A 23,759-nucleotide genomic window follows, 5' to 3' on the forward strand; every position below is an offset into this window, starting at 1 on the left:
CTATAAGAATTTTAAAATTAATTTTAGATAAGATTAACCTACCAACTTTTAAGTATGGTATAATAAATTAAACTAAATTTATTTGATATGAGAAATATTGCTCTGTAAAAATAAATTTACACAAGATTCGGGACTTAACCAATATTATTAATTTTCGATAAACTAAAATTTAATTATGACTTTATAAATAATTGATATTAATACACAAACTTTTATTTATATTTCAAAGATTGAATAAAATAGTTCTTATTTTAGAGCCTGCAATATGTTATAATTAATGAAAGATTAAAAGATTATTTTATTTTCACTAGGAGGTAAATTATGAAAAGTAAATACCACAAAAATCATCAACATAACCTACCAACAAAAATGGCAATTATTCTTGGTGCCAGCAAAATCGTGATTGGTATCTCAATTCTATTTGCTTGCATTATGCTATTAGTTATACACACTACTGCAGATAATATCTTGCCTCAATCCTTCAACATAATACCATTTTAATAATAAAACTACTGGTGTTAATATTTACATTAGTTTTAAGAATTCTAAAATGCGACTAATTACCAATTGATTAGTTTTAATTCTAACACGTTATATTTAATTTATAAACAGATTAAATTTTACTTAATGCTGTTTTCAAATCAGCAACATCTTCAATTCCACATGCAATTCTAATTAAATTATTAGCAATAGCAGCATTTTTTAAATCTTTATCATCATAACTTTTATGTGTTTGGGTCATTGGATGCTCAATTAAAGTTTGAACACTACCCAAAGAAACTGCTAATTTAATCAATTTTAAGTTATTAAAAAACTGCTTTAATTGTACTGTAGTACCGTTAAATTCAAAAGCTAAAATTGTACCAAATGAATTTAATATTTTTTTCCCAATTGATATTGTTTATGATTAGGCAAACCTAAATAAATAACTTGTTTTATTAAAGGATGAGTGTTTAAAAAATTAGCAATGACACTAGCATTGCTAGTTGCTTTCTCAATTCTTAATACCATTGTTGATAAACCTCTAATGACTAAATATGCATCCATTGGTGAAAGATTGGCACCAATATCTTTTAAACCATGCTGTTTAATTTCCATTATATCAGCAGCATTGCCAACAACAACCCCACATAAAGCATCATTATGCCCACTAATAAATTTAGTTGCTGAATGAATAACTAAATTAACGCCAAATAATAGTGGGTTGCAATTATATGGAGTGGCAAAAGTATTATCAACAATGATTTTGATGTTTTTATTTTTATTACGAACAATATTAACAACTTCAGGAATATCAACTAATTTAAGAGTAGGATTGGATATAGTTTCAAAAAAAATAACTTTCGTATTGTCTTGTAAAGCATTAGTTAATGCTTTTTAAATTAGTTAAATCAATAGCACTATAAGTAATGCCATATTTAACCAAAAATTTAGTAATTAAAGAAAAAGTGCAACCATATATTACATTATCAAAAATAATGTGGTCACCATGCTTTAAATTAGTTAATAAGGTTGCACTAATAGCTCCCATGCCTGAGCCAAAAGCAAGTGCTGCTTCTCCTTGTTCTAGCAATGCCATTTTTATTTCTAATTCTTGTCTTGTTGGATTTGACCATCTTGTATAAATAAATCCTTCTTTTTCACGATTAAAAACTTGTTCAAGATTTTCAAAATTATCAAATTCAAAAGTTGAAGAATAATAAATGGGAGTATTAATAGCATTATGATGATGTTTTTTATTTTCACCATGAACAGCAGTGGTTGCCATTTTTAATGACTTTAATGTGGATTTCATATTTTAAATTCCCTCAATATTTTTTAATGTGCTTAGTTTTACAACTTCAGTTGTTGCTTTCTTAGCTACTTGTAATTTATTTATGTATAATTTTAAATAATATAAAGGATAACCTAAAAACATAGCAACCACAACAATTATTAATTTTCAAAATACTCACATATTATGCTCTGATTGTGCTAATCAATAATTTGCCACTAAAGATCCAATCACACAAACAAAAAAACCAATAGTAGAAATAATTAAAAAAGTGAAATATCAAAAATTACTAAATAAACGTTTGTAACCATAGTTACCATATCTTAACTTAGTACTAAAACCAATGCCAATGAACTTTAAAATAGTATTAGCAAGGACCCCATAAGTCATAATACTAAATAATTCATTTCACATCATATAAATAATTGCAAGAAAAACAATTAAACCAAGAGCTGTATATGGAGTGTGAGTTTTACTACTAGTTTTAGTAAAAAAACTAAATAAATCTTTTTCTAAAGCAATTTTTTGCACTAATCTTGCTTGATAAAATAAATGGGCATTTAATGAACCTAAGAATACAAAAATAGTTAAGGTACTAAAAGTATAAGCCCAAGCTTTTGGAATATTAGGACTATTCATGATTGCTGTAAATCAAACATTAGTATAACTACCATTACTATCAGCCCATTTACTAGGGTCAGCAATTGCTAATAATACAATTAATAAAATTACATATAATGCCACCACAACAATTGTTGCTCATAATAATGCTTTAAAAATATTTTGTTGTGGTTTTTTTACTTCTCCTGCCATATACGTAACTGATTCCATTCCAGAAAAAGCAAACATAGTAGTGGCAATAGCAGGAATTAATAAGAACTGAGAAAGCAGAATTGTGCCCATTGAACTATTGGCATTAGAATGTTCACTAGTAAAACTATGAGTAGTGCCATAAATTAATGCTACAAGAATAACAATCGAAACAGGGATAAACTTACTAGTAGTAAATATGATTTGTGAAATTCCTGATGAATTTTTGATAAAAATATGAGTAAGTGCTAGTAAGACCATTACTGTGATTCCCATTAGTTTAATTATTCACTCATTAGTAATACTAAAAACTCACTTAATAAAATCCCTGAAGCCATGCTTGTTGCTGATAAAGCAATTGCTGAAATCATAAAAATATGAACTCAACCAAATCAAAAACCAATTCCTTTCCAATTTCCTCTTTTTAGTCACATATAAGTTGAACCGTTTTCAGGATAACTTCGTGCTGTTTCACCTAAAATTAACATTTGTGGTAATACTAAAACACCACCAATTATTCACGAAACAATCATAAATCATGGATTAAATCCTGACATTTGTGCTACATTTCCGTAAATAATTAATAATGAAGAACCAACTGTAGCAGAAATTGACATCATGAAGGTTATGATAAAACCATATTTTTTGATTTGCAAAATAATTTTCTCACTTTCTATTTTTATTTAATAGTTAATCATTATGATTAAAAATATATATAAAAATATATAACATTACAAGACTACTAATTATATTTTTAATGTGATAGAATTACTAACTAAGAAACTTATTAATGTTTATTTTGGAGTTTATTCAAAAAATTTTATTTACTCATTGACAAAATAAACCTCATTTTAGGGCTTGCAATATGTTACTGGTTATACATACTACTGCAGATACTATCTTGCCTCAATCCTTCAACATAATACCATTTTAATAATAAAACTACTGGTGTTAACTTGTAAAAGTTAACACCAGTAGTTAATATTTATATTAGTTTTAAGAATTCTAAAATACGATTTAAATCATTATTATTAAGATAACTAATTACCAATTGATTATTTTTAATAATAACACGTGTATTTAAAGTTCTAGTTAAAGTATTTTCTAAATTTAATAAATGTATATCATCAGTTTTAAATTTATTCTTGTCTTTGTTCATCCTTACTTGTTGCATTTTAACAACATCTTCAACTTTACGAACACTTCATTGTTCAGCTAATGCTTGTTTGGCAATGCTTAACATTAATTGAACATTAGCACCTAAACTTAATAATGGTTTTACATGTCCCATTGTTAATTCATTACGTTGTAACATTTGTAAAATTTCAACTGGTAATTGTAAAGTTCGTAATGTGTTAGCAATATGACTACGTGATTTATTAACTTTTTGTGCTAATTGTTCTTGCGTTCATTTCATTTTGCTAATTATTGTTTGATAAGCTTGTGCTTCTTCAAAGGCATTTAAATCAACTCTTTGAATATTTTCAATTAAAGCGAATTCCATTAGTTGTTGGTCAGTTGCTTCAATCATAATAGCAGGAATTACTTCTAATCCTGCTAATTTCGCAGCCTTAGTTCGTCTTTCACCAGCAACTAATTGATAAATGCCATCTGTTAAAGTTTTTTTAACAATAATAGGTTGAATTAAACCATGCTCTTTAATTGATTGACTTAGTTCTAGGATTTCTTGATTGTTAAATACCATTCGTGGTTGATAAGAATTAGGAATAATTTTACTTAATAAAATAGTTTGCGCATAAGAGTTGGCCATTTCTGGTGAACTTTCAATGTTAGTTATTAATTCTGTTAAACCTTCACCAAAAATAGAAGATAAACCTTTAGTTGAAATACGATTTTTTTTATCATTACCCATTGTTTAACACCTCATTAACTAAATTTTTATATGCTATTGCTCCAACACATTTCGGGCGATAAGTGAAAATATTTTTACCATGACTAGGAGCTTCGCTTAATGTTACATTACGTGGAATGTAAGATTTATAAACTTTTTCACGAAAGTTCTTTTCAATCTCTTTTATAACTTCTACTGAGGATGTTGTCCTAATATTAACCATGGTTAATAAAATTCCTTCAATTTCCAAATTTGGATTAAATAATTGTTGCACTAATCTAATCGTTGATAATAATTGTACTAATCCTCCTAAAGCATAGAATTCAGCTTGTAAGGGAATAATAACTGAATTAGCAGCAGCTAATGCATTACGATTAACTAATCCCAAACTGGGAGGACAATCAATAATAATATAATCATACTTATCTTTAATAGGTGCTAATTTTTCTAATAAAATGTTACGTTTATTACGTGATTGTTCTAATAGGAAAATTTCAGCACCAGCTAGAGAAATTGTCGAAGGTAGTAAGTCAACACCCTGACAGACATCAGTCTTAATTACTTTTTCAACTTCAACATCATGAACTAAAACATCATAGATATCTTCTTCAATCGTATCACCAGCAAAACCCATTGAAATGGTAGCACTACCTTGTGGATCTAAATCAATTAACAATACTTTTTTATTTTCTCTGCCAATTCCAGCAGCTAAATTAGTAGCAGTGGTAGTTTTTCCGACTCCACCTTTTTGGTTAGCAATTGCAATAATTTTTCCCATAAATTTTACCTTTCTAAACCTAATTATTTAATATTTTATTTAGTAGTACTATTTAAGTTTAACACTAAATTAAACTAATATTCTTTACAAAGGTTTACTTTTAATTTGTTGGTAGGTTCTTGGGTATTTTAAGGCGCATAGTTTATATTTTTGACAGTGGACCAATGTTCTTTGACCATAATCATTTGGTAATTGATAAGTAAATTGATTAACTACTTTGGCACCCATAGTTTTAATGCTATTTTGGGCAAGAGTTAATTCTTCATCAACTTTTAAACCTTTATAGGCAATAAATAAACCGTCAATTTTTACTAATGCTAAACATAGCTCGCTTAAAACATTTAATGATGCTAAAGCTCTTGCTGTAACAATATCAAATGTTTCACGATATTGGTGGGCGAATACTTCTGCTCTTTGATTAATAATATAAACGTTTTCTAATTTTAATAGTGTTACTACTTGTTGTAAGAATTGGCATTTTTTACCATTAGATTCAACAATTGTTAATTGTAAACTTGGAAAACAAATCTTTAAAACAATACCAGGAATCCCAGCACCACTACCAACATCACAAAGGTTTTGGTCAGTTAAAATTATGTCATTAGTAATTAAAAGAGCATCATAAAAATGTTTATAATAAACATCAATTTCTTTAGTAATGGTAGTTAAATTATATTTTTTATTTTCGAAAATTAAGATTTCATAATATTGTTTTAATTGTTGCTCCATGATTGGAGTTAGATTTAGGCTAGTTAGATCTTTTGATCAGTTGTTCATTGGTTTACTCCTAGATTTTCATGAATATTTTTTGGATATCAGAACCTGTTATGGGTTCTATTTTTTATAATTCTTTTTTCTTTTAAAATTTTATTAACAAAATGAAAAAACTATGTAATTTGGAACTTATGCAAAATTAATTATTTAAATAATTTTTCTAAAACTCCATTTTCTAAATCAAGTAAAGTATAAAAATTTTCTATTTCATCATATGCTTCTTTTAAATTAGGTTTAGCTGTTTTTCAACCTATACCATCAGTTATTCACACAAAGGTTACATTATCCAATTTACTAATAGTTTTAGATAGCGTTTTAAATCTTGAAGCTTCGCTATTTAATTTTGAGCCACCAGCATTATAAAAGTTAACTTCTATTAAAAATAAACGCTCTTTTGTTTTAACAACAAAATCAAATTTTTTTCTGCTTCTTTATTATTTTTATCTACTAGCAACTTATTTATATCTATTCCATATTTATTAGCAATATCTATTTTTTTAATTTGTTTAAAAAAATCAACATAATTTGTTTTTTTAATAAAATTTTCTACTATCTTTTCCATAATAAAACCAGTTCTATTTTTTCTTGCATGAGAATCTAAACCAACAACAATACCTGTAACATAATCTACTAAATTTTTGATTTTGTTGTTTTCAAATAAATCAAATAACTTAGTTTTTTTCATGAAATTAACATATTCATTATTTGACATACTTTTTGTTTTAAAATTATATGTTATTAAATAATGATCAATAACTGGTATATCAAATTTTGTAACTGCTAATAATAATGGAAGAACTGAAATTACTTTCGGATAATCGTTAATAATTTTTATAAAATCTTCCTCAATATTTTTTGAGCCAATTAGTAAATTCAAAATATTTAATTCAACAAGGTAATTTCAAACTTGATAGTAAATTTTTTCAAAGTTAACATAATATTCATAGTCAACTATTGTGGTTTTAAGATTATCAATAATACTTGTAAATGCTCTTTTCATATCTATTATCCCTTCATTAATAGTTGTATATAATAGTCTCTATTCCCACTCTGCCTTCTCCATTAGAGTTAATCATTCTTTTTACAGGAACTACATCAATAGTAAAATCTTTATATAACTCATTTATTAATGGTGTATTGTGGTTTGTTATCATAACATAACAGCCTTTTTCTTTTAACTTATGAGCCAAATTAGATAGTCTTTTTTGACCTTCAATACCAAATTTATCTTTTGTATAATTATCAAAAGTATCTTTCTTTATTAAATCATATGGCGGATCGAAAAAAATAAAATCTCCTTTTTGTGCATAATTACAGACATTTTCAAAATCACTATTTAAAATCTCAACATTACTATTTAAAATTCTACTTAAATTTAAAATATTGTTTTTTTCATATAACTTAATTTTTTCCTTTTTATTTCAAGGAACATTAAAATATCCAGATTTATTAACGCGATACAAACCATTAAAGCACGTTTTATTTAAATAAATTAATCTAGCAGTTTTAATAAAAATATTTTTTTTATTTCAATTTATATCCCGATCTTGCTCTCTAATAAGAAAATAATATTCTTTAGAGTTTAAACCATGATTTAGTTCATGTTCATCTAATAATTTCATTAATTTTTGTGGATTTTCTTTTATTGCTTTATATGCATTAATTAATTCAGAAGAAATATCATTAATTATAAAATTATTATTACTATTATGCATATTAAAAAACAATGCCCCACCACCTATGAATGGTTCTAAATAATTGTTAAAGTTTTTTGGCATTCTTTTTTCAATTTCTTTTATTAACTGTGTTTTTCCTCCAACTCATTTTAAAAAAGGTCTAATTTTCATAAAGCACCAACTTTCTTAAATTATCTTAACATATGATTTTTAATATAATAAATTATTAATTACAAAGCTTTATTTATAATTCTTTAAGACAAATTATAATTAATTACCCCTTAACAAACCTACTAGTTTTGACAGTTTTATCCTAACTTGTATTTTTTACTGTATTGAGTATCTAGTTCAAAGACAATAATTGTAAATGGAAAATACCAACAAAAACAGGGCTAATAATGATTAGTAGTATAATGCCATCTTTAATTTCTTCTAGAAAACTAGCGACAACAGTTATACTATCAGGAGCATGTGGTTCAATCAACCTTAACAGAGAGTGATTATAAATAAATTCTAACAATATATAACTAGCATGCTGATTATTTAATACTTGAACATTTTCTATTCTTTGGTTAGGCGAAAAGAATAAGGTTTTAATGCTTTCACCGTGAAAAAACGCTTTTGTTAAAAACATAAAACCATTACTACTATTATATAGTAAATAATCTTTTTTAATATCTAATTTTATTGAATAATTGAGAGAAACAATTTATTCTTTAAATTCAATAACAACATGCTATTGTCATCTTCGTCCAGTTTTAACATATGGTACACCTCAAGATGGTGGTAACATCGTATCAGGTCGAAATATCATCAGTGCCCCTAAAGCAATTAAGTACGGCAACATACCTCATAGTCAAGATGGAATATTTTTACTAATCAAACTAAAACTTTGTGTTGCATTACCAACTTGATAAATAAAAGAGAAAATTAAACAAATAATAGTTGTTAACACAAATCTACTACGTGCCATCATTCATAGCGGGATTACTAAAAACCCAATGCCATTAAAGTTATTAGTATCAATAAAACTACTAGGTAGTATATAAACAAAGAATGCTCCTGCAAAACACGCTAATGAACTAGAAATTAAAGAAATATACATTCGTGATCTTCTAACATGAATATAGTTCAAAGCAACTGCTGTAGGATTTTCACCAATACCTCTAATATATAATCCCAGTTTTGTTAAAAATAACAAAGCAGCAAATAAATAAATAACTATCAATGTTACTAAAAATGAAGGTCATGAAAATAAAGGAATATAAATGCTTGATAATGAATAATTAATTGTGCCTGTAAAAGATAATGGTAAAACAACTGCTAAGCCATATCCTAAATAATTAATCACCATAGAAACTAGAAACTGATTAGCACGAAAGATTAATGTGGCCAAACTATGTAATAAACTAAAAACCATACCGACAATAATAGCAACAAAAAAAGCTAGAATCGCAACAGAACTACCCATACTGCTCTTTAATTGAGAAACAATAATACAATAGAATGTTGCACCAACACACATGATGCCATCAAATCCTAAATTAACAATTCCAGCACGCGTATTTAAAATACCACCTGTACATAACAATAATAATGGACAAGCAAATAGAAGAGTATTAATTAAAACAGTGGAATATGAGAAAACCATAATTATTTTTCCTTTTCTTTCTTACGTATAATCTTATCTTTTAATGCTGATAATTTATTTTTAGAAAGTTTTTTATTTGCAGTTTGCAAGTGAATTACTGATATTTTTTTTGGGGGAATTTTATGTCGTGATGCTTTTTTCTTAAATTGCTCTCACCGTTCTTTAATGAAAACTGAATGCCGTAAATAATGTCAAATAAATGGATAAATACCCATTAAATATATTGTTATTCCTAAAATAATTAACGCCACTTCAGGATTTTTTAAATAAATAAAAGCATTATGTTCAATAGGACTAACAAATAAACTAACAAAGATAGTAGAAGGTAAAACAAGCAATGGTGCATAACCTGCCATGGTCGCCACAACAATACCGTAAAATCCTTCTTGAATAGGAACTGATAACACTGGCAAATGATTATTAATTCCTAAAAAATATAAGTAACCAGCAACACCAGAAATTGCTCCAGAAATTGGTAGAATAATTAATCCTTGAAATTGCGGATTTAATCTTGCTTGTTTTGCTGCCATCGGATTTTTAGCAATCGCATTAAGTTTAAAACCTAAAGTACGATTATTAAACATAATAAACGCCATAATGAAAATTAATAGGGCAATAATAATGGCAGACGAAAATAAATTAGTGACACTAAACGGTCCACTAACTAATGAAAACCGTAAATTAGTAATAGCAGTAGGAATTTTTAAATCTTCATATATCTTACTACTCATAATTCCTTTGTATCCTTCTCAAGCAATGAAATTAAATAAAATGGTACTAATTACTTCATGAACTTTAAAATAAGCTTTTAAAACAGCAATCATTAAACCTGATAAACCACCAATTACAATCGCAACTAATATCAAGAAAGGAGTAATTCATTGGGTATGACCACCACTTTTAGCAATCGTAACAGCTAAGACATACGCAACCATAGCACTGAACATCATCTGCCCCGATACACCTAAATTATAAATTCGATATTTAAAAGTAATAGCAACAGCTAATCCTGTCAATAAGAGCACACAAAATGTTTCCACTAAATTACTAAAAGTTACTAAATTACTTAACAGCTGAATAAAAATGGTATTTCAAAATGATAAAGGGTTAACTTTAGATATCAATAAAATTAAACTAACTACAAAAATCGTAGTAATAAATAATACTCCACCTACCAATCAAAAATTCCATTTTTTAAAATTCTCTAACATAGTTCTAACCTAACCTTGACTTAATATTTGCCAATTTCTTATTAATTCAATTATGCAATTTAACCATTGGCTTACTAATATAATTAATAAACTTTTTTAATTTTTCCTTTTTTACTGACCATTTTGTTTGTGGTAAGCGATACATTTTATCAGTCTTAATAACTATTTCATTAGTGATAGGAAATTCTTGTCATCGTGCTGGATTATTCATAATTTCCACTTTAACACTATTATTTGCTAACTTACAAACAAATTGTTTATGATACATAACAGCCACACGCTGACATAACAATTGTAATAAATAAGGATCTGTATCAATAATTAAAATACTAGCGCCTGTTTCTCGTAATGCTATTAATTTTTCAAGAATTAATCTTGCTGATTTTTCATCTAAGTCACAAAATGGATTGGATAAAATTAATAATTGAGGATTTTCTTCAATACTACGAGCTAATACAAATTTTTGTAATTCACCTTTTGATAACTTTTGAATTTTTATATACATATCATTGTCATCAAAGATTTTATAATCTTTAATAATTTCTCTTACTTTTTTATTAACAATAGTAGTCTTTACAACGCCTGATTTAGTTACATATTTGGGTTTATTATAATTTCAAAATGTAAAATTTTCAAATAACGTTGCATCAGGAATAACCCCTTTATGGATATATTGGCCTGATACTCAATCAATACCTAAATTACTAATATCTTGTGGTTTCAATTTGGTTATTTCTGATTCTTTAAAAAAGATACGTCCCGTTTTAGTTTTATTAATTCGCACTAAACTATCAATTAACACTTCACTATAAAGGTTTTCGAAATCATAAATTCCATAAATTTCACCAGGAGCAATTACAAATTCAATGTCATGAAAATCAGAAAGATTAGGGTTATTTTCTGCTAAATTATCAACATACAATAATGGAACACCAGTAACTGCTTGTGGTTTATGATAGTTAATAACATTGCTTCAATAATCAGTGGCAAACATTTTAGTGTTTTCACTCAATTTCATAATTTTGGTATTAGTAATTTGATAATCTTTAATCCAAGAAACACGATCAGAAACAGCTTTGGCAAATTCTTCATCTCTAGTTGTAAATATTACCGTTATTTCTTCACTGCGTAATGTTTTAAAAATCATTCAAAATTCTAATTTTTGACTATCTGATAAACCAACAGTTGGTTCATCTAGTAATAAAATTTTTGGTTCTTTAAATAAGGCTCGTAGTAATGATAATTTTTTTAATTCTTCAATGGCAAGTGTTGATACTTTTTTATCTAAATTAAGTTTAATTTTATATTTAGTCATTAAACTATTAATTCTAAATTCTGCTTCTTTTCAATTAGGAAAGATTTTAGCAACTAATGGTTCATTACCTAAAACAATGTTTTGTTTAACATTGAAATCATTTAAGAAAAAATCATCTTGACCAGCATATGCCATTTTAAACTTTGACATTTCACTAGGATCGCGGGGATATGACGTTCCTTTTTTAGCACTTGAAATTATAATTTTCCCTTTGGAAGGACTATCAAATCCAGCAAACATTTTAAGCAATGATGTTTTGCCAGCAGCATTGCTCCCGACAATGGCATGAACTTCTTGACCAATTTCTAAATTAACATCTTTAAAAATAGCACGGTTATTATAGTACTTAGTAAGATTAGTTAATTTCAATATTGCTTTTCCCATAATTACATCCTTGTCTTACTTAATAAAAATTAATAAGATTAACACCATAGGTCTGAGTTTTGCTTTCTGGTAATCCCAAGTTGGGAGTAATTTTGTACTTAACATCAATTTCAGATTTTACTGTTTCATCAATAATTTCTAATCCTGCACTAAAACTAAATGCTAAATAATTGTTATTATCATAAACATAATCATTTTTATTAATAACATCATAACCGATGAATTTAATAGTTTTACTAAATGTTGATCTTGTGGCGATTAAACTAGCAGAATGAGAAATGATATTATTATATCAAGAATTAGTATTAACAATAAAATTAACACCATGATGTTCATATAATTCTTGGGCAATTTCACCCACAGCACGGATACCATCGGAACTATGAACATTGCTAGTAACAAAATTATTATGAGTATTAACTTCAATGATTTTATAAATAACAGACCTACTAGTAGTATTAATAATCTCAATTTCGGTTTTAAATTGTTCTAAAATTTTCTGATCATAAGCAATGCCAATATTATTAATAACTCCAATTTTTACAATGGAATGTCCGTTTAAATCACTATCAAAACTATATTCACTATTAGCAACTCCTGCTTGAATATTAGCAACAAAATGTTGTGCTAATTGTTTTCCAAAGTCTGGATTGATAGGACTAGTAGCGTTAGCACTATTAAATCTAATGTCATAAACATTATTGTTTACTTTTACTAAATCAGCAATGATATTGTTGAAAAAATAAAATCTTACATCTTGAAATTGTTGCATAACGCGAACGATATTGCTAGTGTAATAAACATTTGTATCATTACTATGAGGAAGATATTTTTGAAAACTAGGATTTAAAACAAAAACCTTTTTAATATTGTAAGTTATTAAAAAATTTCTTAACATAGTTGCATATTGATTATCATCTTGGGAAGTAAATAAAGTTACAACATGATTATTTCCATAAATTGTTTGTAGTTTTTTAAAAATAATCTGATCGCTATCATTTTGATATTGGGAGTTTTCATAACTTGATAGCATTAACACTGTGGGTTCTAAATTCCAACTACAAGCAAAAAGACTACTAGCAGTGGTAGTTAATGTTGGTAAAGTTATTGCTACTATTAAAAACCGACGAAACATGCTAACACCACCAAATATTACTTATTAACATTATACTAGAAAACTCGTTTTAAAAGAAATGAAGCACTAATTGTGTGAAATGTAAATTCAATGATTTAGTTTAGGTTTAAGTTTAGTTATTGACTTTAATGATATTAAGTTTAATTTAAAGATGGATAAATTACAAATCTATTTTTTAAGTAAAAAGCAAACTGGTAGTAAAGTAACTAAAATACTGCCAACAAAAATAGCACCATTAATTATTCAAAACTCAACAAGATTAGAACTATAAACATTATTTAGTCCATTGTGGCTACTAAACTGTAAGTTAAAATAAATGGTAAGTACAACACTAAACAAAAAAGCAATACTACTAATTATTGTTCCTTCAATCAAACAAGCACTAACAACAGTTTTTTTACAATAACCTAAAATTCGTAATGTTTTAAATTCTTGTTTTTTTTCTAAAAAATATTGACAAATATCATTAAGGGCAATAATTGAATTAAATACACTAATAATAATTGCTAATAAGGAAATAATTCGTATATTTGCACTGTTGTCAATCTTAAGTAAATTAGGAATAGTAATAGTATAATTCACAAATAAACTTAAAGATACTAATAACGCAATAGGAAAGAAGATTTTTTCAATATTATCTAATATTGATTTACTAGCAACTCTAATTAAATAATAACGGCCTACAAATTGAAACATAAAAACTATCGCGCCAATTAAATATTTTCCTAGTAATCCAAAGGCAATAATATAACAAAAAATAGCACATAAAACCATACCCTCGCCTAAACCTGAAACCATTAATTCTGGAATAACAGTTAATGCAATTGCGCCTAAAAATGAAACAATTCCCAAACTAACTCTGATAATACTTTTATATCAAACTACTTTTTGATAAAAATTATCAATACTACTAATCTCAATTTTCTTAATTTGCAATGTAGCAAAATATGTGATTAATATGACAATAAAAATCGTTGCTAAAATATAAATTCATTGGTATTGAAAATTTTTATACAAATGAAAAGCCTTATCTAAACCTCCCCCATTTTGTAAAAAATCAATAATAACATTACTAAATGGTATAGATACTACTAATGAAGTACCAATCGTAACAATGGCTATCACTAAAGTTTCAAAGAAAATTATTAATTTAATTTTACGATGAGTACATCCTAAAATCCGTAATAAAATAAATTGCTTTCAACGTAATCTTACAGCTAAATTAATAGTGCTATAAATAGAAAATAAACCTAAGAAAAAAATAATTCCCACTAAACTACCAAAAATAGCAATCGGTTGTTCAGGTACTTTAATACCTGATAATGGACCTAAAACAATAGCATAAATACTATTAATTAATAACAAACTAAAACTAGCTAATAAAATGGTTGATAAAAATAATGCCAAAAATATACCAATAATTACATTCCAATTTGCCATAAATTGTTTAATAATAATTCTAAACATTATTTTCAATCTCCACTAATTTTGCAGTAATGGTTTGTCAATCACTAGTTGATAAAATTTCATAAACTTTACCATCAACTATAAAAATAATTAAATCAGCATAACTTGCCACTACAGGGTCATGACTAACAACAAACAAAGATTTATTAAACTGCGAACAACTATCTTTTAATAATTGAATTACCGTATTACGAGTATTAATATCTAAAGCACCAGTTGGTTCATCTGCGAAAACGATTTCATTATTACCAATTAAAGCGCGAGCAATTGCTACGCGCTGTTGTTGTCCACCTGATAACTTACTAACTTTAATTTTTTCTTTTCCCTCTAACCCCACTAATTTAATTAGTTGTTGGAATTTATTTTTATCAATTTTTTGTCTAGTTAATTGTTGAGTTAAAATAATATTTTCCTTAACTGTTAAATATGTGACAAGATTATATTGTTGAAAAATATAACCAATGTGTTTGACACGAAATTTTGTTAACTTTGGTTCTTTTAAATTAGAAATACTAATATCTTTTAGTATGACTTCGCCACTAGTTGGTTTTTCTAATCCTGAAGCAATATTAAAAATGTGGTTTTGCCAGCCCCAGATGGTCCCATAACGGCAACAAATTTACCTGATGGTAATTTAATCGAAATATCTTTAATAATTTCTTGGTTTCGTAACTTTTTAGTCACATTTTTGAATTCAATAGTGTGAGGTGATGATGAAATATCTTTTAGCATTAATATTGTTGCTCCTTTTTAATTAACATAACACTAATATTTTACATAAAATTAAAAAATAAAAAAATAAAAATTTAAATCAAAAACAAAAAAATAAATCCCCTTTTGTGTGTAAATTCAGGAATATTAAAAAAAATTTTTAGTTTTTAAAAAAGTATGCTATAAACTCAAAGGGCAAAGGAGAGTGATATCATGACTGAAGAAAGTTCCGTCTACAACAGTATAGATAATATTACTAATATGATAGTTAGTATTTTTAAAGATATACTTTTAAATAAAGATTCAGTTAAATATCCTCTTAATTTTTTTTATTAATATAAAATAGTTTTTTAGTGTAGCAATAACTTACTCCTTATTTAAAAGTAAAAATAAGGAGGTAAAGAAATATGAAAAGATTTTTAAATAAAATCCATTTTAAGCTGCAATTTAGTTTTAAAAAAGATTTAGTATACAAAAATGGTGACCATATTAAAACAATGGCCCAAGCTAATCAAAAAACATTACTAAATAAATTAGAATTAAAAAAATTTGGTCTTAATAATGACCAAATTGAAACAAGAACAAAAAAATATGGCAATAATGTTTTAAAAAAAAGCAAAATTCAATTGAATTTTAGAATTTTTAAAAGCATATTTTGGCCCATTTAATATTATTTTATCAATTATTACCGCTTATAATTTATTTTCATATTTTACTGATAATGATGCTTCAATGTTGTCATTAGTTGCTGCTATTATTGTTGGAACAATGATTATATTAAGTGGAACATTAATTTATATTCAAGCAATGCGTGCTTTCTTTATTACTAAACGTTTAACAATCTTAGTAAATAATACTGTAACTGTTATTCGCAATGTTAATGCAGGACAATCAATTAATAAAGAAAACTCAATTGCTATTATTAAACAAGCGCAAGAAATAAATGTAAGTGAATTATTACCAGGAGATTTAATTTATTTATCAGCAGGAGATTTAATTCCAGCTGATGTAAAAATTTTATTAAGTAATGATTTATTTATTAACCATTCTTCACTAACAGGAGAGTCACTGCCTGCTGAAAAACATGCTGATAATAATCCTCAACATCAAAATTTATTTGATTTACAAAACATTTGTTTTATGGGAACAAGTGTGATTTCAGGAAGTGCCATTGCCATCGTTTTAGCAACAGGTGCTAATACTTACTTTGCCACTATTGCTCAAACAATAAATCAAAAACGACCAATAACTAACTTCTCTAAAGGAATAAAACGCGTTACTTTAATGTTAATTTGTTTTATGCTAATAATGGTACCGATTGTCTTTATTGTTAATGGATTCTTAAAAAATGATTGAGCAAGCGCCTTTATTTTTTCAATTTCGGTTGCTGTTGGTTTAACTCCCGAAATGTTACCGATGATTGTAACATCAAATTTAGCACGTGGTGCTAACAAAATGAGTAAACAAAAAATAGTAGTTAAACAATTAGCTGCGATTCAAAATTTAGGAGCCATTGATGTACTATGCACTGATAAAACTGGTACAGCAACTAATGACAACATTGAAGTAGTTAATTATATAACTTTAGATAATCAAGAAAATAAAGATTTAATATCATTGATTTATTTAAATAGTTATTTTCAAACAGGAATTAAAAATCCAATGGATAGTTCAATTATTAAATTTGGTCAAGAACATAACTTAAACGATTTACATAAATACTATCAAAAAATTGATGAAATTCCTTTTGATTTTAATCGTCGAAAACTAACAATTGTTCTCCAAGATGAGCTTAATAATAAAAAATTAATTTGTAAAGGAGCTGTTGAAGAAGTTATTAAAAGTTGTAATCGTATTTTTTACCAAGGTAAAATTGTACCCTTAACATCAGATTTATTAAGAATGGCTAATGCAACGATTACTAACTTAAATCAAAAAGGACTACGATTATTAGGAGTAGCTTATGAAGATCAAAATCTTACTGCTAGCAAATATAATGAAGAAAACGAAAAAGATTTAATTTTCTATGGATTTGTAAGTTTCTTAGATATACCTAAACCATCAGCAGTTAAAATGATCAAACTCCTAAAAGCACATGGTGTAGATTTAAAAATTTTAACTGGTGATAATGAATTAGTAACACGTGCTATTTGTAATCGTGTTAATTTAGAAATTAAAGGTTTAATTTCCGGTGAACAATTAATAGGGCTAGCAGAATACGAATTAAAACAAATTGTTGAAAATAATAATATTTTCGTTAAACTGAACCCATTACAAAAAGCTAAAATTATTGAAGTATTAAAAAGTAATGACCATGTTGTTGGCTTTATGGGTGATGGTATTAATGACGCTTTAGTGCTACGTCAAGCTGATGTTGGTATTTCTGTTGATAATGCTACTGATATTGCTAAAGAAGCATCTGATATTATTTTATTGGAAAAATCATTATTAGTATTAGAAAATGGCATTGTTGAAGGTCGTCGTATATTTGGTAACATTTTAAAATACATTAAAATTACGATCGCTTCTAATTTTGGAAATGTATTTAGTATACTAGTATCATTAGCATGATTTAGTTTCAGCCCTATGTCTCCAATTCAAATATTATTTCAAAATCTATTGTACGATATTTCACAATTTGCTATTGCTTTTGATCGGGTTGATGATGCATTTTTATTAAAACCACAACGCTGAAATGCGAAAGATATGTTACCATTTGCCTTTATTAATGGACCAATAAGTAGTATTTTTGATCTTACTACCTTTGCCATTTTAGGAATTGGATTTGGAGTATTCCCTAATCCTACTGAACATAATGTTAATATGTTCAATTCAGGATGATTCATTGGAGGCTTATTAACACAAACATTAGTTGTACAAATGTTTAGAACTGAAAAAATTCCATTTATTCAAAGTCGAGCAACTTGACCTGTTAATGTCATGGCCATTTTCATTTGTATGACTGGTTTAGTTCTACCCTATACTTACCTTGGTAATCAAATGAATATGGTAGGACCACCACCAATTTATATTCCTATTGTCTTAGGAATAGTTGCCAGTTATTGTTTATTAAGTCAAATTATAAAAATGGGTTATATTAAAGTATTTAAAAAATGATTATAATAATACAATAATAATTTTTATGTATCTACTTACTAAGTACATATAATAAACTTGATTTAGAAAAAATATTAATTGCACCAAAAACAAAAAGTTGTAATCTTATGATTACAACTTTTATTATTAACTATTTAAATGAGGATATTTACGTTTTAAGAAAAATAATAAAACTTGAATATCAGCAGGACTAACGCCAGAAATTCTAGTGGCATGGGCAATGGTTAATGGCCGTACACGCTTTAATTTTTCACGTGCTTCACCAGTAATACTTTCTATTAAATCATAATCTATATCAGTAGGAATCTGTTTCTTTTCTAAACTATTAGCTTGTTGTGCCATTTTTAATTGTTGATTAATATACCCTGAAAACTTAATAGTAATTTCTAATTCCATAAGTTCATGATATAGTAAATTATTTAATTGTGGTAAAACATCACTTAACATTTTTAGACTAACGCCAGGACGTTTTACTAATTCATAAGCCACAATATGATTATGAGGAATTGGTCCTAAACCATTACTTACTAAGAATTGTGCTAATTGTGAATCAGGACTAATTTTAGTATTTTTTAAATCTTCAGTAATACTATTCATTAATTGTTGTTGTGATTGGAATTTAGCATAACGTTGTTCACTAATTAAACCAACACAATACCCATGTTTAATCAAACGTGTTTGGGCATTATCGTTACGTAATAATAAACGATGTTCTGCTAATGATGTTAATAAACGATATGGCTCAATAGTACCTTTTGTTACTAAATCATCGATTAAAACACCAATATAACCTTCATCACGTTTTAAAATTAATGGTTCTTGTTTTGTTAATTTTAAATGGGCATTAATAGCAGCCATTAAACCTTGACAGGCAGCTTCTTCATAACCACTAGTCCCATTAATCTGACCAGCACTAAATAAGTTTTTAATAATTTTAGTTTCTAAAGTTGGTCATAGTTGTGTTGGTTCAAAAGCATCATATTCAATCGCATATGCTCATTTTAATACTTCACAGTTTTCTAAACCTGGTAGTGTTCTTAACATTTTATCTTGAATATCAATCGGCATTGAAGTTGAGAAACCTTGAACATAAATAGAATCTAAATGTACTGATTCAGGTTCTAAAAAAATTTGATGGCGTGGTTTATCAGAAAAGCGAACAACCTTATCCTCAATACTTGGACAGTAACGAGGACCTGTCCCTTGAACTTCGCCATTGTACATTGGTGATTTATCTAAACTATTATTAATAAGGGTATGAGTTTTATCATTTGTATACATCAAGTAACAAGGTAATTGTTTACTTAATGGTAAGAAGTCAACAGTTTCATGAGAAAAAGCTAATGGTAAATCACTACCTAGTTCAATACTAGATTTACTAAAATCAATACTATCTTTTTTAACACGTGGAGGAGTACCAGTTTTTAAGCGAATCATATTAAACCCTAAGGTTTTTAATTGATTTGAAATACCATTACTAGTTCTTTGACCATCTGGGCCTTCAGTTTTCTTATTATGGCCTTGTAATGTTAAAGCAGTCATATAAGTGCCAGTTGTTAAAATAACAATTTTACTTGTAATTTGTTTTCCATTTTCTAAATTAACGCCTTGTACAATACCCTCATTAATAATTAATGATTGAACCATTACTTCTAAAACAGTTAAGTTTTTTTGGTTACTAATAATGTCTTGCATATATTGTGAATAAGCGATTTTATCAGATTGCACACGAATAGCTCACACAGCAGGACCACGAGAATTATTTAATAGTTTCATTTGCAAAGCAGTAGCGTCTGCTGCTTTAGCCATTTCGCCACCTAGGGCATCAATCTCCCTAACAACAATTCCTTTGGCAGGGCCACCAATAGAAGGATTACAAGGCATTAAAGCAATTTTAGTTTTATCAAGGGTAATTATTGCTGTTTTATGTCCAGTTCGAGCAGCAGCTAAAGCAGCTTCAACACCAGCATGACCAGCACCAACCACAATGATTTCATAATTGTATTTCATAGATTTCACCTCCAATTAGATGAGTTAGTATTTTAAAAACTGATAACATTAAAATTAACTACTGTTAATAATAAATTTCAATAGTAATGCTATCATAAAATTTAAAAATATAATAGATGGGTATTTAAGAATTTGTTAAAATTATCGGTGTCTTTTAGAAAAAATAAGATGGGATAAAGTATAATTTTTAACATAAGAAAAACTATGCTATTTTACATAGTAAAATATTTTTGTTTTATATAATTAAACTAAAGTCTTAACTTTCAAATAATTTATTAATTAAATCAAGATGAGTTTTAATTGAGTAAATACTTTTATTTTTTTTATCAAGGTTTTCAGTAAATTCTAGTTTAATAGCAACACGGTAATTCACATCTTTTTCCATAATTTTATCCTCTTGTATTCTAAAAATTTTTTCATTTAAATCCTTATACATATTAATTATATTACTATTTTTATAATTTGCAAATAAGTTTTACTATTAAATAAACTTATTGACTTAATTTAAGGGAAAAATTTTTGAATTTAAAAAATTTTGTGGAATAAAAATATTTTTTTATTTTTATTAAAAAAATATTGCCTAATCTACCAGTTAAAAAACTTTTGATATATAATAAAATTTTCAATTTTATATAAAATCATGACAAAAAATTAAAAAAATGTATAAATGAATTAGTGTTGTATATGAGATTAATTATCCTAAGAGAAGAAAGGGACGGAGATTAATATTTCATGAAAAGCAGTGATTATAAAAAAATCAGAAAAAATATCATTAAAACAAAATCAACTTTGTATTACTACTGACAAAAAAGAATCATTATTTAACTTAAATGATATCAATTGTATAGTTTTAGAGAATAATTATACTTACGTTACAACACAGATTTTAGCTAAACTAGTGACAAATGATATCTTTGTTATTGTTTGCGATGATAAATATGATCCAGTAGGTATTACTATGTCATTAAACCAACATTGACAACCACTAACAGTATTCGAAAAACAAATAAACATGAAAAAGAATTTTAAATTATCATTACGAACAAAAATTATAAAACAGAAAATAAAAAATACTCTAATCATTATGAAATATTTAAAGTGTTCGGAAAAAAGCATTATGATGATAGAAAATTTCTATAATGATATTGCATTTGGTGATGCTAATAATCGTGAGGGATTAACTGCCAAGATTTTTTTCCGTGAATTATATGGTAGCAGTTTCATTAGATTTAATGATGATGGTATTAACAGTGCACTAAATTATGGATACAAAATTTTAATGAGTGCTATTTCTAGAACAATTAGTAAATACGGTATAAATAATTATTTGGGCATTTTCCATATTGGTAAAAGTAACCCCTATAATTTAGCTTGTGATTTTATTGAACCATTACGACCAATAGTAGATTACTGAGTTACTAAAAATATTGATAATATCAACAACAGTATTTCATATAATCATCGATTAGAATTAATTAATTTATTAAATCAAAAAACTATCATTGAAAATAAAATTGTAACTATCAATCGGGCAATTGATTATATGATTAGATCTTTTATTACTTGTTTAAAAGAAGAAAATGATAAGAAGATAGAATTGCCTACCTTTGACTTTAAACTAATGAAAGAAGAAACAAACGATGATAAATAAAATGAGGTATCGCCTATGCGTTTATTTGTAATGTTTGATTTACCAACACTTAATAAAAAAGATTTACAAAACTATAATAAGTTTCGACGTTTATTATTAAACCAAAGTTTTTATATGGTACAGTTATCAGTTTATGCAAAACTTTGTGCACATCATGATGAAGTTATTAAAACAACTTCTATTATTTCAAATCATTTACCACCAAAAGGAAACGTACGTTGTTTAGTAGTTACAGAAAAGCAATATGAATCTATGAAATTATTAGTAGATACACAATCATATCAAGAAGAAATTACTAACACAAATTTAATTATTGAACTTTAAGGAGGAAATAAATTATGAAAAAAATTCAATTTTCAAACCATATTTTTGAAAAGCAAACTATTAACTTTGATAATAACTTAGCAATTATTATTGGAGAAAGTGGAAGTGGAAAAACTGAAATTTTAAACACCTTAGAACAAGGTTTAAAAGGAAAATTGCATGAATTTTATGTTGATGAACAGCAAGTTGATGATGATATTTACCAAATCATTTATTTACGAGAATACTTTAATATTAAAGAATCGTTAAAATTAGGAAAAACTTCACCTTTACGTAATAGTTTGGTACAAAATATTAATAGAAATATTATTAATACTGATAATGAAAAATATCAAAATATTATTACAAAATTAGAAGAAATTCATGATAATTTTAATTCACTATTAAAAGAAACAACTTTTGAAACACTTAATAAAAGTCAAATTAATAATAGTTTACTTTTAAATGGAAATTTAGAACCATTTTCTATTAATAATATTATTGATAAACTATTAAAACTACAAATTTTTAACAATGATACAAAAAATATTATTGATGAAGATAACTATAGTCATTTTATGTTAAGAATATTATTATTTAATATTTTAAAAAATACTTTAGATTTTAATGATAAATTGCGACCAACTATTATTTTATTTGATTTACCAGAATTATATGGAACTCCTAAAATTTTACATGAACTAAACGTTTGACTTAATAAACTTTTAAGTGACTCTATAACTATTATCATTGTTTCAAATAATCCTGAATATCTCCTTTCTTTAAAACCTAGTTTGATAAGTATTAATTTAATCAAACACAATACCATTAATGGTATAAAAAACTTAACAAAAATTATTAAAGACGCAATTGTTTTATTTTCATTTTGCGAGTCAAAGCAGGGCGTATCAAGTTAATGGTTAGATTTAATAAAATATAAATGAGAGATAATACTCTCATTTTTAATTGTTAAACAATTATAATTAATTATTTTGATATATCTGTACTTTATTAAAGTAATTAATTATTACATAACTTAATAAAAATTATTAAAGGCTATAGTGCAGATATAACTAATAGTAATTTTTGTTATGGTCTTTTAAAATTTCAGAAATTTTGGTTCCCTTCCCCCTACAACCC

Annotated in this window: 22 protein-coding genes and 3 pseudogenes; 6 read left to right on the top strand and 19 right to left on the bottom strand. The window is 26.4% G+C overall.

Going from position 1 to position 23,759, the window contains the following annotated elements; genetic code table 4:
• The first annotated feature begins 321 nt into the window (after positions 1 to 321).
• On the top strand, positions 322 to 501 hold the full coding sequence (locus tag RDJ14_RS02640; RefSeq protein WP_308149825.1) for a hypothetical protein: 180 nt from the start codon (positions 322 to 324) through the stop codon (positions 499 to 501).
• A 112-nt stretch (positions 502 to 613) separates the two neighbouring features.
• On the opposite strand, the pseudogene RDJ14_RS02650 reads toward RDJ14_RS02640, so the two are convergent.
• The 17 genes and pseudogenes from RDJ14_RS02650 to RDJ14_RS02730 all read right to left on the bottom strand — a co-directional run bounded on the left by RDJ14_RS02650 (position 614) and on the right by RDJ14_RS02730 (position 15,559).
• Positions 614 to 1,371, bottom strand: a pseudogene (locus RDJ14_RS02650) (PLP-dependent aspartate aminotransferase family protein).
• Complete coding sequence (locus RDJ14_RS02655) at positions 1,364 to 1,795, bottom strand: PLP-dependent transferase (protein WP_308149826.1); 432 nt, start codon at positions 1,793 to 1,795, stop codon at positions 1,364 to 1,366. Before RDJ14_RS02655 ends, RDJ14_RS02650 begins: the two are co-directional and overlap by 8 nt.
• Positions 1,796 to 1,798: 3 nt before the next feature.
• Positions 1,799 to 2,860 (bottom strand): APC family permease, encoded by a 1,062-nt coding sequence (locus tag RDJ14_RS02660; protein WP_374047462.1) that lies wholly within the window; start codon positions 2,858 to 2,860, stop codon positions 1,799 to 1,801.
• Between the two features lie 8 nt (positions 2,861 to 2,868).
• On the bottom strand, positions 2,869 to 3,240 hold the full coding sequence (locus RDJ14_RS02665) for an amino acid permease (RefSeq protein ID WP_308149828.1): 372 nt from the start codon (positions 3,238 to 3,240) through the stop codon (positions 2,869 to 2,871).
• Between the two features lie 329 nt (positions 3,241 to 3,569).
• The gene (locus RDJ14_RS02670; protein ID WP_308149829.1) at positions 3,570 to 4,457 is read right to left on the bottom strand and encodes a ParB/RepB/Spo0J family partition protein; all 888 of its coding nucleotides are present in this window, start codon (positions 4,455 to 4,457) and stop codon (positions 3,570 to 3,572) included.
• A complete protein-coding gene (locus RDJ14_RS02675; RefSeq protein WP_308149830.1) occupies positions 4,450 to 5,214 on the bottom strand; it encodes an AAA family ATPase in 765 nt (254 codons plus the stop codon). The genes RDJ14_RS02670 and RDJ14_RS02675 overlap by 8 nt, the downstream gene beginning before the upstream one ends.
• An 84-nt stretch (positions 5,215 to 5,298) precedes the next feature.
• On the bottom strand, positions 5,299 to 5,991 hold the full coding sequence (rsmG, locus tag RDJ14_RS02680; protein ID WP_308149831.1) for a 16S rRNA (guanine(527)-N(7))-methyltransferase RsmG: 693 nt from the start codon (positions 5,989 to 5,991) through the stop codon (positions 5,299 to 5,301).
• A 140-nt stretch (positions 5,992 to 6,131) separates the two neighbouring features.
• Entirely contained in the window at positions 6,132 to 6,374 is a 243-nt protein-coding gene (locus tag RDJ14_RS02685) for a DpnII family type II restriction endonuclease (RefSeq protein WP_308149850.1), read from the bottom strand.
• On the bottom strand, positions 6,365 to 6,988 hold the full coding sequence (locus RDJ14_RS02690) for a DpnII family type II restriction endonuclease (RefSeq protein WP_308149832.1): 624 nt from the start codon (positions 6,986 to 6,988) through the stop codon (positions 6,365 to 6,367). Before RDJ14_RS02690 ends, RDJ14_RS02685 begins: the two co-directional genes overlap by 10 nt.
• A 16-nt stretch (positions 6,989 to 7,004) precedes the next feature.
• Positions 7,005 to 7,835 carry a Dam family site-specific DNA-(adenine-N6)-methyltransferase gene (locus tag RDJ14_RS02695; protein WP_308149833.1) on the bottom strand — a complete coding sequence of 277 codons (831 nt, stop codon included), beginning with the start codon at positions 7,833 to 7,835 and terminating at the stop codon, positions 7,005 to 7,007.
• Positions 7,836 to 8,007: 172 nt separating this feature from the next.
• On the bottom strand, positions 8,008 to 8,298 hold the full coding sequence (locus RDJ14_RS02700) for a hypothetical protein (protein ID WP_308149834.1): 291 nt from the start codon (positions 8,296 to 8,298) through the stop codon (positions 8,008 to 8,010).
• A gap of 102 nt (positions 8,299 to 8,400) precedes the next feature.
• A complete protein-coding gene (locus RDJ14_RS02705; protein WP_308149835.1) occupies positions 8,401 to 9,315 on the bottom strand; it encodes a hypothetical protein in 915 nt (304 codons plus the stop codon).
• A gap of 2 nt (positions 9,316 to 9,317) precedes the next feature.
• On the bottom strand, positions 9,318 to 10,526 hold the full coding sequence (locus tag RDJ14_RS02710; RefSeq protein WP_308149836.1) for a hypothetical protein: 1,209 nt from the start codon (positions 10,524 to 10,526) through the stop codon (positions 9,318 to 9,320).
• Between the two features lie 4 nt (positions 10,527 to 10,530).
• On the bottom strand, positions 10,531 to 12,225 hold the full coding sequence (locus RDJ14_RS02715) for an ATP-binding cassette domain-containing protein (RefSeq protein ID WP_308149837.1): 1,695 nt from the start codon (positions 12,223 to 12,225) through the stop codon (positions 10,531 to 10,533).
• A 19-nt stretch (positions 12,226 to 12,244) separates the two neighbouring features.
• Positions 12,245 to 13,360, bottom strand: coding sequence for a hypothetical protein (locus tag RDJ14_RS02720; RefSeq protein ID WP_308149838.1), 1,116 nt, complete (start codon positions 13,358 to 13,360; stop codon positions 12,245 to 12,247).
• Positions 13,361 to 13,528: 168 nt separating this feature from the next.
• Positions 13,529 to 14,827 carry an FtsX-like permease family protein gene (locus tag RDJ14_RS02725; RefSeq protein ID WP_308149839.1) on the bottom strand — a complete coding sequence of 433 codons (1,299 nt, stop codon included), beginning with the start codon at positions 14,825 to 14,827 and terminating at the stop codon, positions 13,529 to 13,531.
• Positions 14,820 to 15,559, bottom strand: a pseudogene (locus RDJ14_RS02730) (ABC transporter ATP-binding protein). Before RDJ14_RS02730 ends, RDJ14_RS02725 begins: the two are co-directional and overlap by 8 nt.
• 192 nt (positions 15,560 to 15,751) lie before the next feature.
• Here RDJ14_RS02730 and RDJ14_RS02740 point away from each other — a divergent pair.
• The gene (locus tag RDJ14_RS02740) at positions 15,752 to 15,874 is read left to right on the top strand and encodes a hypothetical protein (protein ID WP_308149841.1); all 123 of its coding nucleotides are present in this window, start codon (positions 15,752 to 15,754) and stop codon (positions 15,872 to 15,874) included.
• 71 nt (positions 15,875 to 15,945) lie between these two features.
• Positions 15,946 to 18,661, top strand: a pseudogene (gene mgtA / locus RDJ14_RS02750) (magnesium-translocating P-type ATPase).
• A gap of 120 nt (positions 18,662 to 18,781) precedes the next feature.
• On the opposite strand, the gene mnmG reads toward mgtA, so the two are convergent.
• Complete coding sequence (gene mnmG, locus RDJ14_RS02755) at positions 18,782 to 20,665, bottom strand: tRNA uridine-5-carboxymethylaminomethyl(34) synthesis enzyme MnmG (RefSeq protein ID WP_308149843.1); 1,884 nt, start codon at positions 20,663 to 20,665, stop codon at positions 18,782 to 18,784.
• Positions 20,666 to 20,921: 256 nt separating this feature from the next.
• Complete coding sequence (locus tag RDJ14_RS02760; protein ID WP_308149844.1) at positions 20,922 to 21,050, bottom strand: hypothetical protein; 129 nt, start codon at positions 21,048 to 21,050, stop codon at positions 20,922 to 20,924.
• Positions 21,051 to 21,407: 357 nt separating this feature from the next.
• Here RDJ14_RS02760 and cas1 point away from each other — a divergent pair, with 357 nt between their 5' ends.
• From cas1 to RDJ14_RS02775, 3 genes are read left to right on the top strand one after another with little or no spacing between them, the layout of a single operon-like run.
• Positions 21,408 to 22,316, top strand: a complete 909-nt coding sequence (cas1, locus tag RDJ14_RS02765; RefSeq protein ID WP_308149845.1) for a type II CRISPR-associated endonuclease Cas1 — start codon at positions 21,408 to 21,410, stop codon at positions 22,314 to 22,316.
• A gap of 15 nt (positions 22,317 to 22,331) precedes the next feature.
• Positions 22,332 to 22,640 carry a CRISPR-associated endonuclease Cas2 gene (gene cas2 / locus RDJ14_RS02770; protein WP_308149846.1) on the top strand — a complete coding sequence of 103 codons (309 nt, stop codon included), beginning with the start codon at positions 22,332 to 22,334 and terminating at the stop codon, positions 22,638 to 22,640.
• A gap of 14 nt (positions 22,641 to 22,654) precedes the next feature.
• Complete coding sequence (locus RDJ14_RS02775) at positions 22,655 to 23,536, top strand: ATP-binding protein (RefSeq protein WP_308149847.1); 882 nt, start codon at positions 22,655 to 22,657, stop codon at positions 23,534 to 23,536.
• Positions 23,537 to 23,759 lie beyond the last annotated feature (223 nt).

Source organism: Spiroplasma sp. AdecLV25b, from assembly GCF_030913225.1.
Classification (GTDB): domain Bacteria; phylum Bacillota_I; class Bacilli_A; order Mycoplasmatales; family VBWQ01; genus Spiroplasma_E.